Annotated in this window: 18 protein-coding genes; 5 read left to right on the forward strand and 13 right to left on the reverse strand. The window is 33.7% G+C overall.

Annotation, left to right across the window (positions count from 1 at the left end; genetic code table 11):
- Positions 1-163: 163 nt before the first annotated feature.
- From N178_RS25610 to N178_RS00615, 3 genes are all read right to left on the reverse strand, one after another.
- Complete coding sequence (locus tag N178_RS25610; RefSeq protein ID WP_075422865.1) at positions 164-319, reverse strand: DUF1540 domain-containing protein; 156 nt, start codon at positions 317-319, stop codon at positions 164-166.
- A gap of 136 nt (positions 320-455) precedes the next feature.
- Positions 456-965, reverse strand: coding sequence for a DoxX family protein (locus N178_RS00610; RefSeq protein ID WP_045289601.1), 510 nt, complete (start codon positions 963-965; stop codon positions 456-458).
- Between the two features lie 335 nt (positions 966-1300).
- A complete protein-coding gene (locus tag N178_RS00615) occupies positions 1301-2095 on the reverse strand; it encodes a DUF2935 domain-containing protein (protein WP_045289604.1) in 795 nt (264 codons plus the stop codon).
- Between the two features lie 760 nt (positions 2096-2855).
- On the opposite strand from N178_RS00615, the gene N178_RS00620 reads away from it, so the two are divergent.
- Both N178_RS00620 and N178_RS00625 read left to right on the forward strand, forming a co-directional pair.
- Positions 2856-3500, forward strand: a complete 645-nt coding sequence (locus N178_RS00620; protein WP_045289606.1) for a hypothetical protein — start codon at positions 2856-2858, stop codon at positions 3498-3500.
- A gap of 106 nt (positions 3501-3606) precedes the next feature.
- Positions 3607-4191, forward strand: coding sequence for an NAD(P)H-dependent oxidoreductase (locus tag N178_RS00625; RefSeq protein ID WP_045289608.1), 585 nt, complete (start codon positions 3607-3609; stop codon positions 4189-4191).
- A 327-nt stretch (positions 4192-4518) separates the two neighbouring features.
- Here N178_RS00625 and N178_RS00635 read toward each other — a convergent pair whose 3' ends face one another.
- From N178_RS00635 to N178_RS27355, 7 genes are all read right to left on the reverse strand, one after another.
- Positions 4519-4743: a hypothetical protein gene (locus tag N178_RS00635; RefSeq protein WP_011106165.1), complete on the reverse strand. Its 225-nt coding sequence runs from the start codon at positions 4741-4743 to the stop codon at positions 4519-4521.
- A gap of 65 nt (positions 4744-4808) precedes the next feature.
- Positions 4809-5399: an HMA2 domain-containing protein gene (locus N178_RS00640; RefSeq protein WP_045289614.1), complete on the reverse strand. Its 591-nt coding sequence runs from the start codon at positions 5397-5399 to the stop codon at positions 4809-4811.
- Positions 5371-7485 (reverse strand): heavy metal translocating P-type ATPase, encoded by a 2115-nt coding sequence (locus N178_RS00645; protein WP_237758369.1) that lies wholly within the window; start codon positions 7483-7485, stop codon positions 5371-5373. The genes N178_RS00640 and N178_RS00645 overlap by 29 nt, the downstream gene beginning before the upstream one ends.
- On the reverse strand, positions 7485-7799 hold the full coding sequence (locus N178_RS27345; protein ID WP_237758355.1) for a hypothetical protein: 315 nt from the start codon (positions 7797-7799) through the stop codon (positions 7485-7487). The genes N178_RS00645 and N178_RS27345 overlap by 1 nt, the downstream gene beginning before the upstream one ends.
- Positions 7768-8019, reverse strand: coding sequence for a hypothetical protein (locus tag N178_RS27350; RefSeq protein WP_237758356.1), 252 nt, complete (start codon positions 8017-8019; stop codon positions 7768-7770). Before N178_RS27350 ends, N178_RS27345 begins: the two co-directional genes overlap by 32 nt.
- 18 nt (positions 8020-8037) lie before the next feature.
- The gene (locus tag N178_RS00655) at positions 8038-8346 is read right to left on the reverse strand and encodes an HMA2 domain-containing protein (RefSeq protein ID WP_237758357.1); all 309 of its coding nucleotides are present in this window, start codon (positions 8344-8346) and stop codon (positions 8038-8040) included.
- Positions 8347-8827: 481 nt separating this feature from the next.
- On the reverse strand, positions 8828-9013 hold the full coding sequence (locus tag N178_RS27355; protein WP_237758358.1) for a hypothetical protein: 186 nt from the start codon (positions 9011-9013) through the stop codon (positions 8828-8830).
- A gap of 278 nt (positions 9014-9291) precedes the next feature.
- Here N178_RS27355 and N178_RS00660 point away from each other — a divergent pair, with 278 nt between their 5' ends.
- Together N178_RS00660 and N178_RS00665 are read left to right on the forward strand one after the other, a co-directional pair.
- Positions 9292-10278 (forward strand): permease, encoded by a 987-nt coding sequence (locus N178_RS00660; RefSeq protein ID WP_045289618.1) that lies wholly within the window; start codon positions 9292-9294, stop codon positions 10276-10278.
- Between the two features lie 10 nt (positions 10279-10288).
- A complete protein-coding gene (locus tag N178_RS00665; protein WP_045289620.1) occupies positions 10289-11251 on the forward strand; it encodes a TIGR03943 family putative permease subunit in 963 nt (320 codons plus the stop codon).
- A 587-nt stretch (positions 11252-11838) separates the two neighbouring features.
- Here the strand turns inward: N178_RS00665 and N178_RS00670 are convergent.
- The 3 genes from N178_RS00670 to N178_RS00680 form a co-directional block, all read right to left on the reverse strand.
- Positions 11839-12672: an STAS domain-containing protein gene (locus N178_RS00670; RefSeq protein WP_045289622.1), complete on the reverse strand. Its 834-nt coding sequence runs from the start codon at positions 12670-12672 to the stop codon at positions 11839-11841.
- Positions 12673-13460: 788 nt separating this feature from the next.
- Entirely contained in the window at positions 13461-14903 is a 1443-nt protein-coding gene (gene aspA, locus N178_RS00675; RefSeq protein WP_045289624.1) for an aspartate ammonia-lyase, read from the reverse strand.
- A 37-nt stretch (positions 14904-14940) separates the two neighbouring features.
- Positions 14941-16212: a cation:dicarboxylate symporter family transporter gene (locus N178_RS00680; protein ID WP_045289626.1), complete on the reverse strand. Its 1272-nt coding sequence runs from the start codon at positions 16210-16212 to the stop codon at positions 14941-14943.
- Between the two features lie 1322 nt (positions 16213-17534).
- On the opposite strand from N178_RS00680, the gene N178_RS28005 reads away from it, so the two are divergent.
- Positions 17535-17711 (forward strand): DUF8096 family protein, encoded by a 177-nt coding sequence (locus tag N178_RS28005; protein WP_475264690.1) that lies wholly within the window; start codon positions 17535-17537, stop codon positions 17709-17711.
- Positions 17712-18111: the final 400 nt, after the last annotated feature.

Raw genomic sequence — 18111 nt, forward strand, 5'->3', positions numbered from 1 at the left:
ACCTTCACTTATAAGGTTTATTGAACGTTTCTTATATTACCTTACTTATTATTTTAAAATGAAAAGAAGTTAAAAATTAAACAATTATGAATGAAAATGATTATTAATATCAATATTATTAATAAATAAGGGTAACCATCTTCCTTATGGCTACCCTTATTTATTAGGCTTCTGGTATAAATGTTTTACAATCTGTATCCTCACTATTTGATGCCTGTTTGCCTTTATGGCTGACAACATATATCTCATCCGCACTACATTTGTTGCCAGAATGCCAATATTTACAGTTGTTTACTTCACAAAGAATATTTTGCTCCATATTATCACACCTCCTTTTTTGTTATGATTAACAAGTTGGAAGTAATTGATACTGACCTTTTATAAGGTTTACCTACATCCGTAAATAATAAAAAAGACCGCCTATGTTGGTGATCTTATGAACCTATGTAAAGAAACTAAGCCACATCTTTGACCTCAGTGGTTTTATTAAAAAATAGTTTATCTTTAAGTCGTGATAGCAACACACCATCTACTCCATATCTACCTGCATTTAAAGCAGAAATAAGAATAAATATAGACAATAAAACAAGTTGTACATTGGTACTCGTGGAACCACTAAACAAATAAGAAAAATTCATAACAAGACCAAAGAATACGGCTGTTTTAGTAAAGCAACCAATCAATAACCCTATTCCGACTAATAATTCTCCCCAAGGTACTAATGTATTAAATAGTTCTACATGAGGAATGGCTAAGTTTTCTAGAAAGACAACCCACCATCCCTGAACTGCTGGGTGATCTCCAGTTGCTTGTGCTAATGCTCCTTTCAAGAAACCAGAAGCATCAAACTGTCCGCCTGCTATTTTCCCCCATCCAGCCATTAACCATGTATACCCAAGATATATACGTAATACAGCTAAGAGTATAGAGACCTTCTTGTTTTGTCTTAAAACCTCAATAAACATGTTGTTTCCTCCAATAAACAAAATATAAGTACTAAATTATAATATCACAATTGAAAATGAATATCATTATCATTTTTTAAAGGCTATGTAAAAAAATTCTCGCAGCAATCCTAAAAAGCATCGTCTATGTGAGTAACCCATATATAAAATTCTAGGCGGTGTAAGAAATCAACGGAGTCATAAAAAATGTAATCTTATAAAGGTTAAGAAGATAGGTTTCCCTCAAATTACATACCACCAAAGGTAATAACAAAAGGCTTCATTAAAATCCGAAGCCTTTGAATGTAAGTCATTAAGATTCGTAAAGAAGAAAGTTCAAATTTAACATCAATGTATTATTTATGTGCTTGAAGACTCTTTTCAAACATATCGATAATATGAAGGAACCTTTCAGCCTCTCGAAAAACATGATCAGCCAGAAGAGGATGGATAATGCTTTTAATTCTACATTCCTCAATTAAATCTCTAGCTGTTTTTTTAAAGTCCCGAAGGGAAGCTACGGACACACGATTCTGATCAAGAAATTGATCTAAAAGAGGAACCGTTTGAGATTGTGGTTTCATAGACTCTAAATCTCTTGCTTGAAAAACTAATTGATCAAAATCATGGCTGAAGTTTCTGGCCATATCAACAAGTTTTCGTTCGGATGGATCAAGAAGGTGACCTATAAACTGGGCATGATCAGCCATAATTCTTAAAAAAAAGACATTTTCCTTTATAATGGCATCAGCAAGTGGCTTCAATTTCCCTTCGTTTAATTCAATTAATCGTTTTCTAAAATAGTTGGCTTCTCTACTAGTATGATCAACCAAAAGAGGAAAGTTATTTGAACCCGGTAGTTTACAGGTTAGGATTAAGCCTAAAACTTTTCTCTTAAAAGCAAATATACCTGTGGCTGCTTGTTGGACTTCTGAATTGAATCTTTTGATTTGCTCCGGATCTGTTTGATTATTAAATGAATGAGACCGTTGTTCAATTTCTTCAAACAATTGATAAAATTGATTCGCTTCCTGAATTAATTGTGTATCCTCACATCTAAAACCTAATCGAAGAAACAATGAGTGTTCCTTCATAATCCTTGCCCAAAAACGAATTTCGTCTAGGGATTGTGCAACAAATGCGTTAGTCATTATTACCCCTCCTACAATTGTAAATTAGTTTCATTCTAAGTTATTCTGCTTTATGCCTGGACATGCTTAGGCTCACATAAAAAAGCTCAAATCTTTTCAGACTTGAGCTTTTTCAATATATTCTTAAATCCATTATATTATTTAGATGAATGGCACTGCTGTATAAAAAGAAGGCATATTGACTAGTCCTCTTTGATTTTCAGCCCTACATATTAGTAAAAGACCAACAAATGTAGATCGAGTATTGCGGCTTTATTTTTGCTGAAAGCGCCCAAAGTTTTAGGCTTCTCATACTATTTTCCTTCATACTATAAATTGGTTTTACTATGTTTTTGAGCGATGGAATAATAGATTTTTATTTCAGCCTTTTTATTACAAAAAGAACAGGTATGTTTAGAGTGGTGAATCTTCTTTACATGGGGAATTTCAAGGCGTACAAGTCCCTCCTTCACATGTTGATTACATACCATCAGCATATGCTTCACATTTTTCACCTCTTTTCCATCTAGGGTTTTATATAAGCATATGAGACAAGTAATACTCTTTATGAATATATAAATACAAGAGCTGAGAATTTGGAATTTTCTACTACGCTCTTATAGAAAGAGATCCTCTATAACCTTTCATCCGTGTTAGCTAATTGGGCATGTGACGTACTCTATAAAGAATTACGATTAGAAAGTAACGTTTTGAGGAATGTAAAAAATCTCCTATACAAATAATAAGGTCGATAATCATTTAATTTGGAAGGAGTAGTTTTATGAAGAGAATAGTAATAGTAGGATTTATCTTATTATTTCCACTGAATATGTTGGCTGGACCCATTAATACTGTCGCTGAAGCTCAAGAACATCGTATTAGCCAATCTGAGGTAACGTTTGAAAATGAATTCAGAAGACTTTGGATGGATCATGTACTGTGGACAAGTAATTATATTACAAGTGCAACAACAGCAGGATCAGAAGACCAAAAGCAGGTATTGACAAGATTGCTTAAAAATCAAGAGGATATAGGGAATGCTGTGAAACCAGTATACGGGGAGCAAGCTGGGAACAAACTTACAGAGTTGCTTAAGGAACATATTATCCTTGCCGGAAAGATTGTAGATGCAGCTAAAACTGGAAAGAAAGCCTTGGTGAATCAGCTAAACAAAGAATGGTATCGAAATGCTGATGAGATAGCAGCGTTCCTTAGCCATGCTAACCCTTATTTAAAAAATGAGGATCTGAAAAAATTACTGTATATGCATCTGAAATTGGTGGCAAATGATTTATCTGCGAGCTTAGCAAAAGATTGGGAGGCAAGAATTGGTGCGATTGATGAAGGAGTCTCACATATCATCTTAATGGCAGATACGATCTCCACGGGAGTTGTGAAGAAGTTTCCAGAGAAATTCACTCAATAATTTTAATAATCTTCAGTGGAATACTGTAGATTATTAAAAAATTTACTTCAATATTAAATTATCTTTAGTAAACAAATAAAAAATAAATACACGGAGGTTATTTGCTATGAAACATCTTATTGTTTACGCTCATCCTAATCCAGAGAGTTTAAATCATTCGATTTTAGATACAACCGTTAATGCGTTAGAGAAAAATGGACACAAAGTTACCGTGCGTGATTTATATGAACTTAATTTCCAACCTGTTTTAAAACCAGAAGATACGGAGGCTATGAAGGCAGGAAAGACACCTAATGACATTAAAACAGAACAAGAATTCATTTCTGAAGCAGATGCGATAACATTTATTTATCCTATTTGGTGGACGGGACTTCCAGCTATTCTTAAAGGATATGTAGATCGAGTATTTGCCTATGGTTTTGCTTATATGCCTGGTCCAGAAGGGATTGTTAAACTCTTGAAAGGTAAAAAGGGGTTAATTATTAATACCCATGGTACCCCTAATGAAGTCTATGACGAGATTGGTATGACAGCAGGATTGAAAGTAACATCTGATATTGGAATATTTGATTTTACTGGAATCGAAACGGTAGAACATTTACTATTTGGAAGTATTGGATACCTTGATGAAGGGTCTTATAAAGGTATGTTAACAAGAGTGGAAGATACTATTAATCGTCACTTTTCATAAGGAAAAGAAAAAGGACTGCCAAATCAGGTAGTCTTTTTTGACTTTTATTTGATTTTTTATGTTTTAGTTTTTTGGGTTCCAAAAAAGCACATTATGTTAAGTATAGCTATATATAATATACAGTCATCCATCACTTGTAAAATTGGAGTATTTTTCTGTATAAGTATTGATAATTTTAAAATCACAGAATATAATAAAAGAAATAGTTTGCCACAGGAAACTTTTTGGATATAGCAAAAATATCTAATCATGTAAAAATAATCCCCCTTCATTATGAAGTAAAAAGAGTGAGAGATAGCCTGGAACTATCTCTCACTCTTTTTATCATTATTTTACTTGTAATTCAGCAATCATATCTTCTAGACGCTCTTTTTGTGCTTGAAGCTCTTCCATAGAAGGTTGATAAGATGAAATAGTTTGTTGTCCACCATATGCCTGTTTAGGTTGAACCAAACGTTGTAATTGCCCACCGTTTTGTTCATATAAACGGTAGCCTACTGCGCCTACCACTGTTCCTGATACAAATCCCATTAGAAAATCGCGATTAATCATTATAAAACTCCCCCATAATCCTAAGTTTTTTATATCAATTCATACAAAAGGTATGAATGAATATCTTACGTAATTGTAGATAACTTTTGTGATTGCACTTTCTGCTTTTCATGTAACAATTCCAACACATTCACAATCCATGTAATCATCGCTACATATAGCATATTTGATGGCCCTAGAGATAGCATCGTAACAATTCCAGTTAAAATATCTGGGTGCCTCATTTTATTGCTCGTACCATGGGATAAGACCGTATAGCCTGTTGCGACTACTGCTCCATATACGAGTGCATCTGGTTTATAAAAAGATGATTTTCGAATACCTGCCAGTAGAAGTAAGCCCCCAGAAAACAATGTACGTAGCCAATCATTTCGTGTGGCAGGATCCATTTGAATCATAATATCATCTAGTGGATCTAAACGCGTTTGCTGAAAAAAGATAGATACATAACGAAAAATAGTATTGCGAGAAAGTTGTGAAACATCATAGTGAATAAGCATGGTTTGAATGGTGGGTTCTATTCTCACACTCGCTATACCTTTTAAAGCAGAAAACATATGCTCAATTTCCACATGATTTTTCTTATCTCTCAATGCTGGGATATGAAATCGAATACGACCTGGTATATCATGCAGAACATAGAATTTGGGATTCATTGGTTTCCCTCCCTAACCATAAGATTCTTGCACTATTTATTACTACACCAATAGTGGCCGCATTATGAATAGCTGCTCCCACAATTGGAGAGAAGATACCTAAAGCACCCAATAAAATTGCAATACCATTAATAGCAAACGTGGCAATAAAGTTTTGTTTAATAATGTTCATGGTCTTTTTAGATAGTTCAACTAACTCAGAAAGCATTTCTGGGTTATCAGACGTAATAATAACGTCACTGGCTTCTGAAGCAATGTCTGTTCGTTTCGCACCCATCGTTACACCTACATGAGCGTGAGCTAAAGCTGGTGCATCGTTAATGCCGTCACCTACCATCATGACAGCTCCTGATTTCCCATACCTTTTTACATAAAAGGCTTTATCCTCTGGCAAAGCCTCTGCATGATACCAGCTCAGTTTTAAGCGAAGCGCCATCTCTCTTGCAACCGTTCGCTTGTCTCCAGTAAGCATAATGATGTCGTTGATACCTTGATGTCGAAGATTATTCACTGCGCGGTGCATACCAGAACGTATTTTGTCAAAAATGCTAACTACCCCTACAAGTGTTTGATCATAAGCAACATAAATCACATTTTCGTCGTTTTGCATGTGTTGAAGTAAGTTGGTTGTTTTAACTTTTAATTCATTCATAAAGCGTAAACTTCCAACAACAACTCTTTTACCATTTAACCAAGTGGAAATTCCTTTTCCTACCGTTGTTTCTACCTGAGCATTATTGTCTCTAATCGGAATTAAAATGTTCCAATCTTTCGCTTGCTTCATAATTGCATCAGCAATAGGATGGGTAGAATTTTTCTCAGCTGCTGCAGCTAAACGAATGACATCTTCTTGGTTAAAGCCTTCAGCAGCAATTACTTGCTGAACCACAGGCGTTCCTTCTGTAATAGTTCCGGTCTTATCAAGAATAACTGTATTTAGTTTAGACATCTTTTCAATATGATCACTGCCTTTAACAATAGCCCCTTCTTTTGCAGCACGTCCAATGGATGCATATAAAGCTGTGGCTGTTGATAATTTAATTCCGCAAATAAAATCAATAACTAACATACTCATCGCTCTGTTAAGGTTTCGAGTGAAGAAAAATGTAAGCAGTGCCAAGCCAAAAGAAACAGGAACCATTTTTTCAGCTACTGTATCGGCTATATTTTGAATAGGAGCGCGTTTATCTTGTGCTTCCTCCAACAATTTTACAATTTTAGAGAGGGATGTATCTTCTCCTACTTTTTCAACTGTTACCGCAACGTGTCCACTCTGTAAAACACTTCCAGCGTACACATTATCTCCACCACTTACCTCTCGTGGCATATACTCCCCAGTAATTGAAGCTTCATCTGCTGTACCGGTCCCCTCTATTATGATTCCATCCACTGGGATCTTTTCTCCAGTAAAAACTACAACCTTATCACCAACTTGAATATCCTCGACTAAAACCTTTTCTTCAACGCCCCTTTCCTTTACTCTCCAGGCATACGAGACATCTAATTTTAGGACGGAGTGAATATAATGTTTGGTTTGTTCAGACGTATAGTCTGTTAATAGTTCACTAATAGTAGACATCAAAGTGATAATTAAAGCCGATCCTGGATTCTTCATATACAAAGAAGCGAATATAGAAGCAGCCGTTAATGTATTAGCATTACCTTTTCGTTCTTTTAGGACATGAACAACACCATCTTTAATTACATCATAGGAAGTACTAATAGCAGTAAAGGTGCTAAGCCAATAGGAAAGTGCTTTTACTATAGCAGGATATGAAGAACGCTGAAGGTACCAGTTAACTAAAAAAATAGTTCCACAAGCTATGATAGGTATAGACTTTTTCCATGAACATGCTGCTTGCGTTAGTGTATGTTTATATTTATGGATGAATGATTTTAGACTGTATAAAGAGAGAGTAATATGATGATAAATGAGTAGACTTCCGGTTACTTGATTATAGCTTGCAGAATATACCCCTGGAAAAGAGCGTAACCAAGTTTCAATATGGCTTGTTTCTAGCTGTTTAGGTATATAAAATCGGGTTCTTCCAGGGAGAGAATGAGCTACCTTTACCCCGAACATCATCACCTTTTCTTTTCCCCCTTATCTTTAATGATGTTGTATGACCAATAAAGTAAGCTTGCAGAGAAAGCAGGCGCACTTCCAAACGTCTGAATTCCTTTTCCTAATAAAAATAGAACAAATAAACTATCAAAGTCAGCAAAGCCATTAGTTTGCTTTTTAATCCCTTTATCTATAAATCCAAGTGTATTAGTCATGCCATTCATCAATGTAGCACCTTTGTTTAAAATGGCGTTAGCTGCTATTTGTACGATATAACTCATCAGTTCATCTAGCTCTTCCTGGTTAATATGAGGTACAACAAATTGAAGCAGCAAACTTCCGGTTAGTTCTGAAGCTTCCGATGTTAAAATAAGAGGATTGTTTTTTTACTTCTTCCGTTAGAGCATGTGCAATGATACGGTGCTTCCAACTGTCACATTGTATACGCAGTCGCCCCGGCATCGCATGCACTACTTTTATTTTTTGATCACGGAATTGAGACATAATTTTTGGGGCAATAAAAGAGGCACCTAAACCAATTACAGTAGGAAGCATGCTCATCCCTCCCTTTCCTTAAGCTCTATATTCTTCTTGATATATTTGTTCAATAAGTTGAAACCACTCTTCAAGTTCTTTGTTATTTGTCATATGGGAAGCTTTATATGTAATAAGTAAACTTCCGGTATCTAACGTAAAGACTGCATCATAGACAAGAACTTGAGACTTCAAATTTAAAATAATTAATTCAACTAGTTTTTTATTCTCTTTCCAAACGGTTGATCGAAGTCTAATTCTTCCTGGAATAAAATGCACAAGCTCAATTTGTAATTTATGTAGTTTTCTTTCTGCATGTTTCATTAGTATCTTTTCTTTAATACTCATTAATATCTAGATACCACCAATCATTTTTCTTTATTTTACCAACTTATATATTTTATAACAATATAAGTATTAAAATAATGTAAATTTTATTACGCGACAGTAAGCAATAAAATTATCTCTGTTTTAGGATAATGATAGATATATTTTTTATAAAAAGAATTAACCTATATAAAAAAGAATGAAAGGTGTTATTCTTTCATTCTTTTTCTTTACTGTAGATGTTTAAAATCTCTTTATTTGATAGGTAAAGAATATTTTATTGATTTTTTATAATACCTCTTTCTTTTTAATTAGTTCATACTGAATTGTCACCCTCTCTACTTCATTTTAGAAATAACTACCCCTATAACCATAATAAAAATTCCTAGTAAGGTTTTTCACGTAGGAGCTTCTTTAAAGAAAAGGTAACCTATTAATACGGAAATTATTACTTCCATCCCTTTTCGACGTCAGTAGAACAAATGTTAAGTTATGAACAGCTTTAAAACCCAAATTTGATTCCATATCCAATTAACATATTAGCGATTAAAAATAACGGGAAAGCATAAATTTGGTATTTTAATGTAGTCCCAAAAGCTGGATCAATATGCGTATTTTGATACGAAAACAAAACAGTGATTAGAAATAGGCCAACAAACAGGAAGATTCCACCATACAAATAATTCATATATCCACTCTCACTATATTCTAGTGCTAAATTCAATGATGCTAAGATAAGAAATGGAAAAACTAAATGTATTAATTTTTCCTAGTTATATATCTTATAATTTTTACATAATATATATAAAAATCGTAATCATTACGTTTTGATAAAAGGATATAATAACTATTTTCGAGGTTTTTATCTTTTAAATAAATTTTTTATATTAACTCTTTTTTATGAGGTGCATAACTTGTTCAAACTCTATCATATAGTTCTAGTAATTGGAGGTGAAACGATAGATTATGACAACTCTATCACAGTTAAGTAAAGACCTAATTGGTGTGCTGTTACTAATGCTTTTTGGTTACTGTTTTTTCTTTGTTAATATAAATACAAATGATTTAGCCATTCCAGCATCTTTATTAAATGTAAACTCCATTTTTTTAAGCATTGTACTTGAAGCTATCCCCTTTATCTTGCTGGGAGTATTTGCATCTGCCCTTATTCAAGTATTTGTCTCAGAAGAATTCATTCAACGTCTGATTCCAAAAAATCCTTATATAGCTCTTTTACCAGCTGTTCTAGTAAGTGCTCTTTTACCGGTTTGTGAATGTGCCATTATTCCAGTTATAAGGCGTTTATTAAAAAAAGGAATGCCTCTTCATATCGGCATTGTCATTTTAGTTGGGGCACCCATTTTAAATCCCGTTGTCTTTGCTGCTACTTTTTATGCATTCCAGTCAAATACGTCCATCGTCTACAGTCGTATGGGCCTGGCTGCTGTGGCTTGTCTTTTAATTGGTTTATCCGTTTATTTCTTTTTTAAAAATTCAAATCAGCTACGACATGTACACGTTCATGAACATGAAGAAGCAAACGTAGGCAACAAATTAAAACAAACGTTATATCATGCCGGTGATGAATTTTTCGACATGGGCAAATACTTATTATTTGGTGCACTCGTAGCAAGTCTATTTCAAACCTTTTTAGATAGACAACTATTGACGAACCTTGCAAGCAATGACTATATGTCTTCTGCCGTTATGATGGGATTTGCTTATGTACTTTCACTTTGTTCAGAAGCAGATGCTTTTGTTGCTTCATCTTTTTCTCATACATTTTCACCTACAGCTCTTCTTGCCTTTCTACTATATGGACCAATGATGGATTTTAAAAACACCATTATGCTATTGTCCTTTTTTAAAAAACGTTTTGCATTTAGTCTGATTCTTATCATTACTGTGATTGTGTATCTTATCGTCATGACTTATGGAATAGTTAGTAGATAGGAGAAATGGTATGAATAAAATTGATCAGCAATTTATCATTTATATAAGGGGAATATTACTAATTGGTTTTTCCCTCCTCATGTTTAAACTCATATTAACAGGTAAAATCATTCAATTTATTGCGCCTAAAATGATGCCTTTTATATTGTTTTCTTCTGGTACCTTTTTTTTGTTGGGAATTATACAAATTTGGCGAAGTAGTTTAAATAAGGATTCATCTTGTGAATGCGGTCATGATCATACGGAAAAAGGAAAAATTCGAACAACGCTTATTTACTCTTTATTTCTATTGCCTATCATGACGGGCTTTTTATTTTCTAACCACACACTTGATAGTTCGGTTGCAGTAAAAAGAGGATTAAATTTTGCAGTTAACAAACCTGATACTCAGCAACAAACCCGAGGTGATAAAAACATCTCTGCCACTAATTCAGAACTAGAAAAAGATACGAATGATTTATTGTCTGGAAATTCAAATGACACACCAAAGAACGTTCCAACCACACATCAAAATGGTATTGCAGCTAAAGTAGCGCCTAAAGGTTTTTATGAATTACTCGAAAAGAAGCTACTGGAACAAACGAAAATTTCTATAAATGACACCGCTTATATTCCAGTCATGAGCATTATTGAAAGCAACACAGAGCAGTTCATTGGGAAAAAAATAGAGGTCAATGGCTTTGTATATCGTGAAAAAGGATTTAAAGATAGCCAATTCGTTGTTGCTCGCTTTGGAATATCTTGTTGTGCAGCAGATGCATCTGTATACGGCTTATTATCTACACTAGAAAATGCCTCGGCATTAAAAAAAGATACTTGGGTTCATATAAAAGGAATCATACAAAAAACTACGTATAACGGAGAAAATGTCCCCTATATTCAGGTTCAACAGATTGAGTCCATTGACCAGCCTGATAGCCCGTACGTATATGAACTTTATCAAGGTGAACAACTGATAGACCCTGAAGAATAAAAAGACTATAAGGTATGTGTATGCTACCAAGGTCCAGCTACACATAATGTATTCGTTACGTTAGATAGTTGGGAAGTACAGTGCTGTTTAAAAAAACTATACTTTTTAGAGCTTCTGTATTGAAGAAAACTTACTATTAGAAAAATAAAAAGCCACCCAGTATTTGCAGGACAGGTGGCTTTTCACTATTAAAATGCATGTGCAGAAGTATAATAACATATTATTTCCATAAAAACTATATTTTTCCGAACGAGCATATATATAAAATGTGCACTTTTTATTCACCTTATCTTCAATCACCCGGAGAGAAAAACCCGTTATATCAGGGATGTATAAAAAGCTGCATAAAGTAAGTCGTGATATTATCTTAAACCTCTTGTGGCACAAGGGGTTCTTTTTGTCGTGTGTACCGGAAGAGTGTTTATGTTAACTAACTATATATCATATATAATTAAAAAGGAGAAAAGCCACTGGCGTATATCAGTGGCTTTTCTAAAATGCATGTCGTCAACTCAACAAGGAGTTAGGATTTCCAAATAGAAGCTTCACAGCGTCTGGTGTAGTTTGCTCATAATCCATAAAAATATTCACATTAAAGATTCTGTAAATGAATTTGTATACTGAACAGCTTGATGTAAACTAGAGAAACTTCTAACTCCCTCAACTTTTATTCCTAAGCTCACCATGGTTTGAGCGATTTCTGGACGTATCCCACTGATAACGACTTCAATTCCTAATAACTGTAGTCCAGCTATTACTTTAAACAGTTGATCTGCTACCATCGTATCAATAATGGGCACAGCTGATAAGTCAATAATAAGCCATTTTAATTTATAATGGCTTCCTTTCTCTAAAGCACTCTCCATCAAATACTGTGCCCGTTTGGTATCTAAATCACCTACTAAAGGAAGGATGCCTATTTCTTCTGTCATACGAACAACGGGAACAGATAACTCATCAATGGCATATTGAGCGTAATTTATTTTTTCAGTGTAGTCTTTTACATACGACTTACTTACGAACTGAATGGCATTATCTACAATGCTATTAAAGTGAGAAATGATTTGATAAAAAGCATCGAGGGAAAAATCATTATTCTTTGCTTCTTCTTTTATTATTTCTCCGATTACATCTCGATAATAGCTAATCTCCTCTAAAGCTAGGTTTAATGGTAGTCCATGATTGACTAATAAATTAGCCATATTGTTTCCCCACTGTGCCATGACTTCATTTGCTGCCTCTTTTTCCACCAAAAGAGAATCGGCATAAGTGGTAAGAAGGTCCAAGCGAAAAGTAGTCAACTCTGTATAGATATTATGAGACGTTGCAAGATCTAGTCTTTTATTTTCAGCTAACTTTTCTTTTCGTTGCAAAATAGTTTCTTTAATTGCATGTAATTTTTCTTGTTGTATATACTGCAAAGTGTCCCTCCTTTTATCTTAAAAAGCAAATAGTCCTCTAATAGATGAGGATTAGAGGACTAAGCATATTGAAAAGTGTATTGATAATGATGAAATGTTAAGTTGCTTATATTCTTTATTTAGTTGTATAGTGCCCCTAAATCATAACACACCTTTATGACAGGACTATTTCAGATAAGTTACAACATATGTATAAAATTAAACTTTTTTACATCCCAGAATATTAAATTTGTAAATAGATATGTTAACTAAAAAGAGACGGTTTAAAACATCTTTTTTATTGCATACCTCTAAGGGATTTTGTCCTAAGTAAATTGTAGGTATTTCATAAACAATAATTAACATCACTATTTATATTCTTCGTAATAGGAAATGGTTATTCCCTCCTCATGTTATATATCTTCTGATCTTTTAAGGAATTATCATATTCATGGTAATTAAATAGAAAATTTATAAACATTTAAGGTTATTATGTTTTTCCTGATATAAATTAAATCAAAAGCACAATAAGTCTTTATTTTATACAAAAGAGTAAATGTAAAAACTATCTTATAAAATTGAAACTTTTACTATTTATTCTTATTGACGACAAATAGCGCATTCTTCTACGTGAACGTCGAGAGTGTTCCATGAAAAAAAGCATTTAGGTGGTACTTGGAGTATAAAAAATAGCATGGTTTGAATGGCAGTTGGTATTTTTTGACGTGTATACAGAAAATAAGCCACCTAGGGATATCCAAAGTAGGTGGCTTATACGATAAACTTAATATGAAGCACGCTTTCGAAAATTAATTTCTGTCAAAAAGGGAGCTGCCAGATATACCTGGGTTCGTCATTTCATAGGGATTTAAAATTAACTCAAGCTCCTCCTCAGTCAATACGTCATATTGCAAACATAGTTCTCGTACCGACTTCCCATTTAAAATAGCCTCTCTAGCAATTCGTGCTGCTACTTCATATCCGATATGTGGATTTACGGCTGTAATAATCCCTACACTTTTTTCTACATACTCTTTTAAATGTCCCTCATTTGCTTCAATGCCTCTTAGACAATGGTCTGTGAAGACGTGGAATGCGTTATTCATAATACTGATTGACTGAAGCAAGTTAAACACAAGAACAGGCTCCATCACATTTAGTTCAAGTTGACCTGCTTCCGATGCCAGGCAAATTGTATGATCATTACCTATAACTTGAAAAGCTACTTGATTAATCATTTCAGGCATGACAGGATTGACCTTTCCAGGCATAATAGATGAACCAGGTTGACGAGCTGGTAATATAAGTTCAGCTAATCCTGCACGAGGACCAGATGCCATTAATCGGATATCATTCGCAATTTTAGACATATTAATCATGCACACTTTTAAGCTAGCAGAGACTTCTGTATAAGCATCTGTATTTTGAGTCGCGTCTACAAGATGATTGGCCTTCTTAAGTGGTAAACCACTGATATTTGCTAGATATCTTACAACATTTTCGATATAACGTGGATCTGCATTTAAACCTGTTCCAACTGCAGTTGCTCCCATATTAACCTCATATAAATGTCCATAAGATTGCTTAATACGTTTCATATCGCGCTCAAGAACACGACTATATGATTCAAATTCTTGACCAAGACGGATTGGAACTGCATCCTGTAGGTGAGTACGTCCCATCTTTATAATAGAATCAAATTGTTCTGCCTTTTTCTGAAATACACTGTGCATATAATTCATTGTTTTCAGTAACTTATTTAACAAATTAAGCGTTGCAATATGGATAGCAGTTGGAAATACGTCGTTTGTTGATTGTGACATGTTTACATGACTATTAGGGCTTAAATCGGAATAAGAACCTTTCTTGTGACCAAGTAACTCTAAAGCTCTATTTGCAATAACCTCATTTGCATTCATATTCATTGAGGTCCCCGCACCACCCTGTATTGGATCAACAATAAATTGATTGTTTCTTTTCCCTTCAATAACCTCTTCTGCTGCTTCAATAATTGCATTACCCAACCCATCATATAACCTTTTTGTTTCCATATTAGCAAGAGCAGCAGCCTTTTTAACGATTCCTAATGCTTTAATAAGCTCTGGGTGAATTTGATATCCTGTTATTGGGAAGTTTTCAACTGCTCGTAAAGTTTGAATCCCATAATAAGCATAAGTAGGAACTTCTTTTGTTCCTAGGAAATCTTTTTCAATTCTTACATTTTGTTTTTCTGGTATTTCTATATTTGTCATAACATTGATCTCCTTCTTTACATAAAAAGAAATTTTTTTATGCTACGTCCGATTTTCTAATAGAATCTGTATAATGCTTTGCTTTTTCTTTATCGAATCCGCCTTCCCACTTAGACATCACAATAGCAGCTAATGCGTTACCTACTACGTTGACAGATGTACGAAGCATATCTAAAATGCGATCAATACCAGCAATGAATGCCATACCTTCTAGAGGTAATCCCATTGAGCCCAATGTTGTTAATACAACAACAAATGATGCTCCTGCAACTCCTGCCATTCCCTTAGAAGTCAACATCAATACAAGTAAAAGTGTAATTTGTTCTATGAAAGATAAATGAATCCCATACATTTGTGCAATGAAAAGGGCAGCAATGGCTTGGTAAATGGATGACCCATCAAGGTTAAAGGTATATCCTGTCGGAATAACAAATGATGTGACAGCTTTCGGACAACCAAATTTCTCCATTTTAGTCATTAACCTTGGCAATACTGCTTCAGAGCTTGCGGTTGTAAACGCTAAAATTAACTCATCTTTTAAGATTTTTATAAGAACTAAAACATTAGTTCCAGCCATTTTTGCAATAATACCTAATACTACAAAAACAAAGAAAATCATGGTCAGATATATAACAAGTACTAACTTTCCTAAAGGGATTAATGAACCGATTCCAAACTTCGCCACATTCAAACCAATTAAAGCAAATACGCCAAATGGAGCAAATTTCATAACTAAGTTCGTCATCCAAAACATGGATTCCAGTACACCTTCAAAAAAGTTTAAAACTGGTTTGCCTTTTTCTCCAATTGCTGCAACTCCTAGACCAAATAAGACTGAGAAAAAGATAATCGCTAATAAATTCCCTTCAGTCAACGACTGGAATATATTGGTTGGGATAATATGAACGATTTGAGCTGCTACACCTGCACTCTCAGTTGTTTTAGATGTTTCTTCATATTTGGATATATCACCTTTCTCAAGGTTCCCCATATCTATACCACTACCTGGATGGAATAAATTTGCAGCTAATAAGCCCACTGCTAATGCAATTGTAGTAACAATTTCAAAATAAAGAATGGTTTTTCCACCTAGTCTTCCTAACTTTTTAATGTCACCTACACCAGCTATAGATACGACGAGTGCGGATACAACGATAGGAATAACAATCATTTTAATTAGGTGAAGAAAAATATCCCCTAAAGGTTGAAGAATGGCCATCACTGTATTATTTCCATAAAAAATAGCGCCTATAGCAATACCGAACGCAAGTCCAATAAATATTTGTGTAGCTAATCCCAATTTCTTCATAGTTGTAACCCCTTTCAATTTGCGGTTCATTAAAACACTTAAAGAGAGCCTATGCTTAGGCTAGCGTCTATAAAAAAGACAATAATTAAAAATAAGTCCAATGTGTGAATAATCTTTAAAATAAATGGTAATCATATGATTTGAAATTAACTCCCCCCTTCAGTAAAGCGTTTTCAAAATCTTCATTGTAAAAGTACACTTTTTCGGCTCCCCTTATATACCTGAGCATATAGTATCGTTTATAAAGAGATTTTCTATTATCCTTTTAACCTTTCTGAAATCCTGTTTATTGTCTAACATTCATATAAATGTAGCAATAGTCACTTCTAGATTTATATGAATGTTAGACAATATATCCTCATCTATTATTCCTTCATTTCAGATAAAGAAATATCTTCTTCTTTATCTAGTGTCTAGAGATAAGATAGCAATAACACTAGATATCTCTATAACTTGTTAAAATAATTAAATCTCTTAAAATGTTTTTCTTCGAATAGAATGATATCGCTTTCAAAAAATTCAATCGTCGTAACTACATATATCTTCTCCGAAATCTAAAGGAATTTAGGATTTATTTCATGTGTAACTTAATTAACGAAACTACAGCATTAAGTTGGGGTATCTCCTTCAGCCTCTTCATACTGTAATCTTATTATAATAAACATACGTTTCTTGTATATAGGTAATGAATGGAATCAAAAAAATGATAATAACGAAAAGTATATTTTTAATTTCATGTTCTCTTTTTGCGTACTTCAGTTACATTATATTTATATACGACAGATAAATCAAGAAAATTATTATTCATTTCGCGTACATTTTATTTAGACAGGTCTCATAGAAGTGAATGATATTTTAATAACGACGAACTGTTATTGAAATATTAACCTTTCGTAGCGTGAAAGAGCCTATGCCTTTAAGAAATAATATAAGCAAGGTCATTGCATAACAGAGACAGGATTCATTCAGCTTGTTGATTCTCTTGGGGATTTATTTATTTTTATTGATGATGTATTTGAGTTAAAGAATAAAATGAGATTAAGCGAGCTAATTGATGTTCGCTTGGCTTAGTTCCTGAAGAAATCGTGTACAGGAATCACTTATTTGGGTAGAGGTACATTCATGTACAATTTTAGAGTCTACACGTTACGTGACGGTTCAAAGAGAATCATTTAAACAGGAACTCCAAAGAGCAGGTATTCAAGAAACGCAAATTTTTCAGGTGCAACTAGTGGAAAAAACAAAGTAATTTTAACATACACCTTTTATATAGACCTAATTGTGTTAGTCTAATAAAAGTCAAATAGAAAAGAGTGATCAACCTGGAAGAAATAAAAGAGCAAGAAATCGATCTTGATAAAGTGTATGACCATGTGGAATTTCCGAATAAGGTTAGTGGCCGTTGCGATCACTGTAACTCAGCTTACTTCAAAAGCTCCGTAAAAGGTGGCGTTTTCTTACGTGAATGTAGAGAATGTGGCATGAAGAAGAGTATATAAAATAAAGTTTTAACTTTTACTCTTAATGACGACAAATACATACTTTTTCTACAAGATATTAAGCTTCTAAATTACAGAATATCAATTATTATTTAATAGCTATTTCTTTTACTGCGACTTTCCTATTTTTAAGAAGGTATAATTTCCTGAACGCCCTTCATTCATAGAAGCAATTTCTCAAACTCACTTTTTATAAATTCAAGTTTTACCCCTCACACTTAGGAACAACAAATGCTCTTTTCTCGTGATATAAGACATGTCGAATAAAAAACACATACTAATTTCATTAGTATGTGTTTTTATTTTTTAATAAATTGAAATAGTAATGAGTATTTTTTACTTATCTATTTGTTCATACCTATGTTCTTGAATATACTTAAGTTTCTTCATTTTGTATTGT

Origin of the sequence: Priestia aryabhattai B8W22 (assembly GCF_000956595.1) — a bacterium.
GTDB lineage: Bacteria > Bacillota > Bacilli > Bacillales > Bacillaceae_H > Priestia > Priestia aryabhattai.

Excerpts from the sequence above, each read along its gene's own strand:
- N178_RS25610 (WP_075422865.1), bottom strand. The coding sequence starts at position 319 with ATGGAGCAAAATATTCTTTGTGAAGTAAACAACTGTAAATATTGGCAT.
- N178_RS00610 (WP_045289601.1), bottom strand. The coding sequence starts at position 965 with ATGTTTATTGAGGTTTTAAGACAAAACAAGAAGGTCTCTATACTCTTA.
- N178_RS00615 (WP_045289604.1), bottom strand. The coding sequence starts at position 2,095 with ATGACTAACGCATTTGTTGCACAATCCCTAGACGAAATTCGTTTTTGG.
- N178_RS00620 (WP_045289606.1), top strand. The coding sequence starts at position 2,856 with ATGAAGAGAATAGTAATAGTAGGATTTATCTTATTATTTCCACTGAAT.
- N178_RS00625 (WP_045289608.1), top strand. The coding sequence starts at position 3,607 with ATGAAACATCTTATTGTTTACGCTCATCCTAATCCAGAGAGTTTAAAT.
- N178_RS00635 (WP_011106165.1), bottom strand. The coding sequence starts at position 4,743 with ATGATTAATCGCGATTTTCTAATGGGATTTGTATCAGGAACAGTGGTA.
- N178_RS00640 (WP_045289614.1), bottom strand. The coding sequence starts at position 5,399 with ATGAATCCCAAATTCTATGTTCTGCATGATATACCAGGTCGTATTCGA.
- N178_RS00645 (WP_237758369.1), bottom strand. The coding sequence starts at position 7,485 with ATGATGTTCGGGGTAAAGGTAGCTCATTCTCTCCCTGGAAGAACCCGA.
- N178_RS27350 (WP_237758356.1), bottom strand. The coding sequence starts at position 8,019 with ATGCTTCCTACTGTAATTGGTTTAGGTGCCTCTTTTATTGCCCCAAAA.
- N178_RS00655 (WP_237758357.1), bottom strand. The coding sequence starts at position 8,346 with ATGAGTATTAAAGAAAAGATACTAATGAAACATGCAGAAAGAAAACTA.
- N178_RS27355 (WP_237758358.1), bottom strand. The coding sequence starts at position 9,013 with ATGAATTATTTGTATGGTGGAATCTTCCTGTTTGTTGGCCTATTTCTA.
- N178_RS00660 (WP_045289618.1), top strand. The coding sequence starts at position 9,292 with ATGACAACTCTATCACAGTTAAGTAAAGACCTAATTGGTGTGCTGTTA.
- N178_RS00665 (WP_045289620.1), top strand. The coding sequence starts at position 10,289 with ATGAATAAAATTGATCAGCAATTTATCATTTATATAAGGGGAATATTA.
- aspA (WP_045289624.1), bottom strand. The coding sequence starts at position 14,903 with ATGACAAATATAGAAATACCAGAAAAACAAAATGTAAGAATTGAAAAA.
- N178_RS00680 (WP_045289626.1), bottom strand. The coding sequence starts at position 16,212 with ATGAAGAAATTGGGATTAGCTACACAAATATTTATTGGACTTGCGTTC.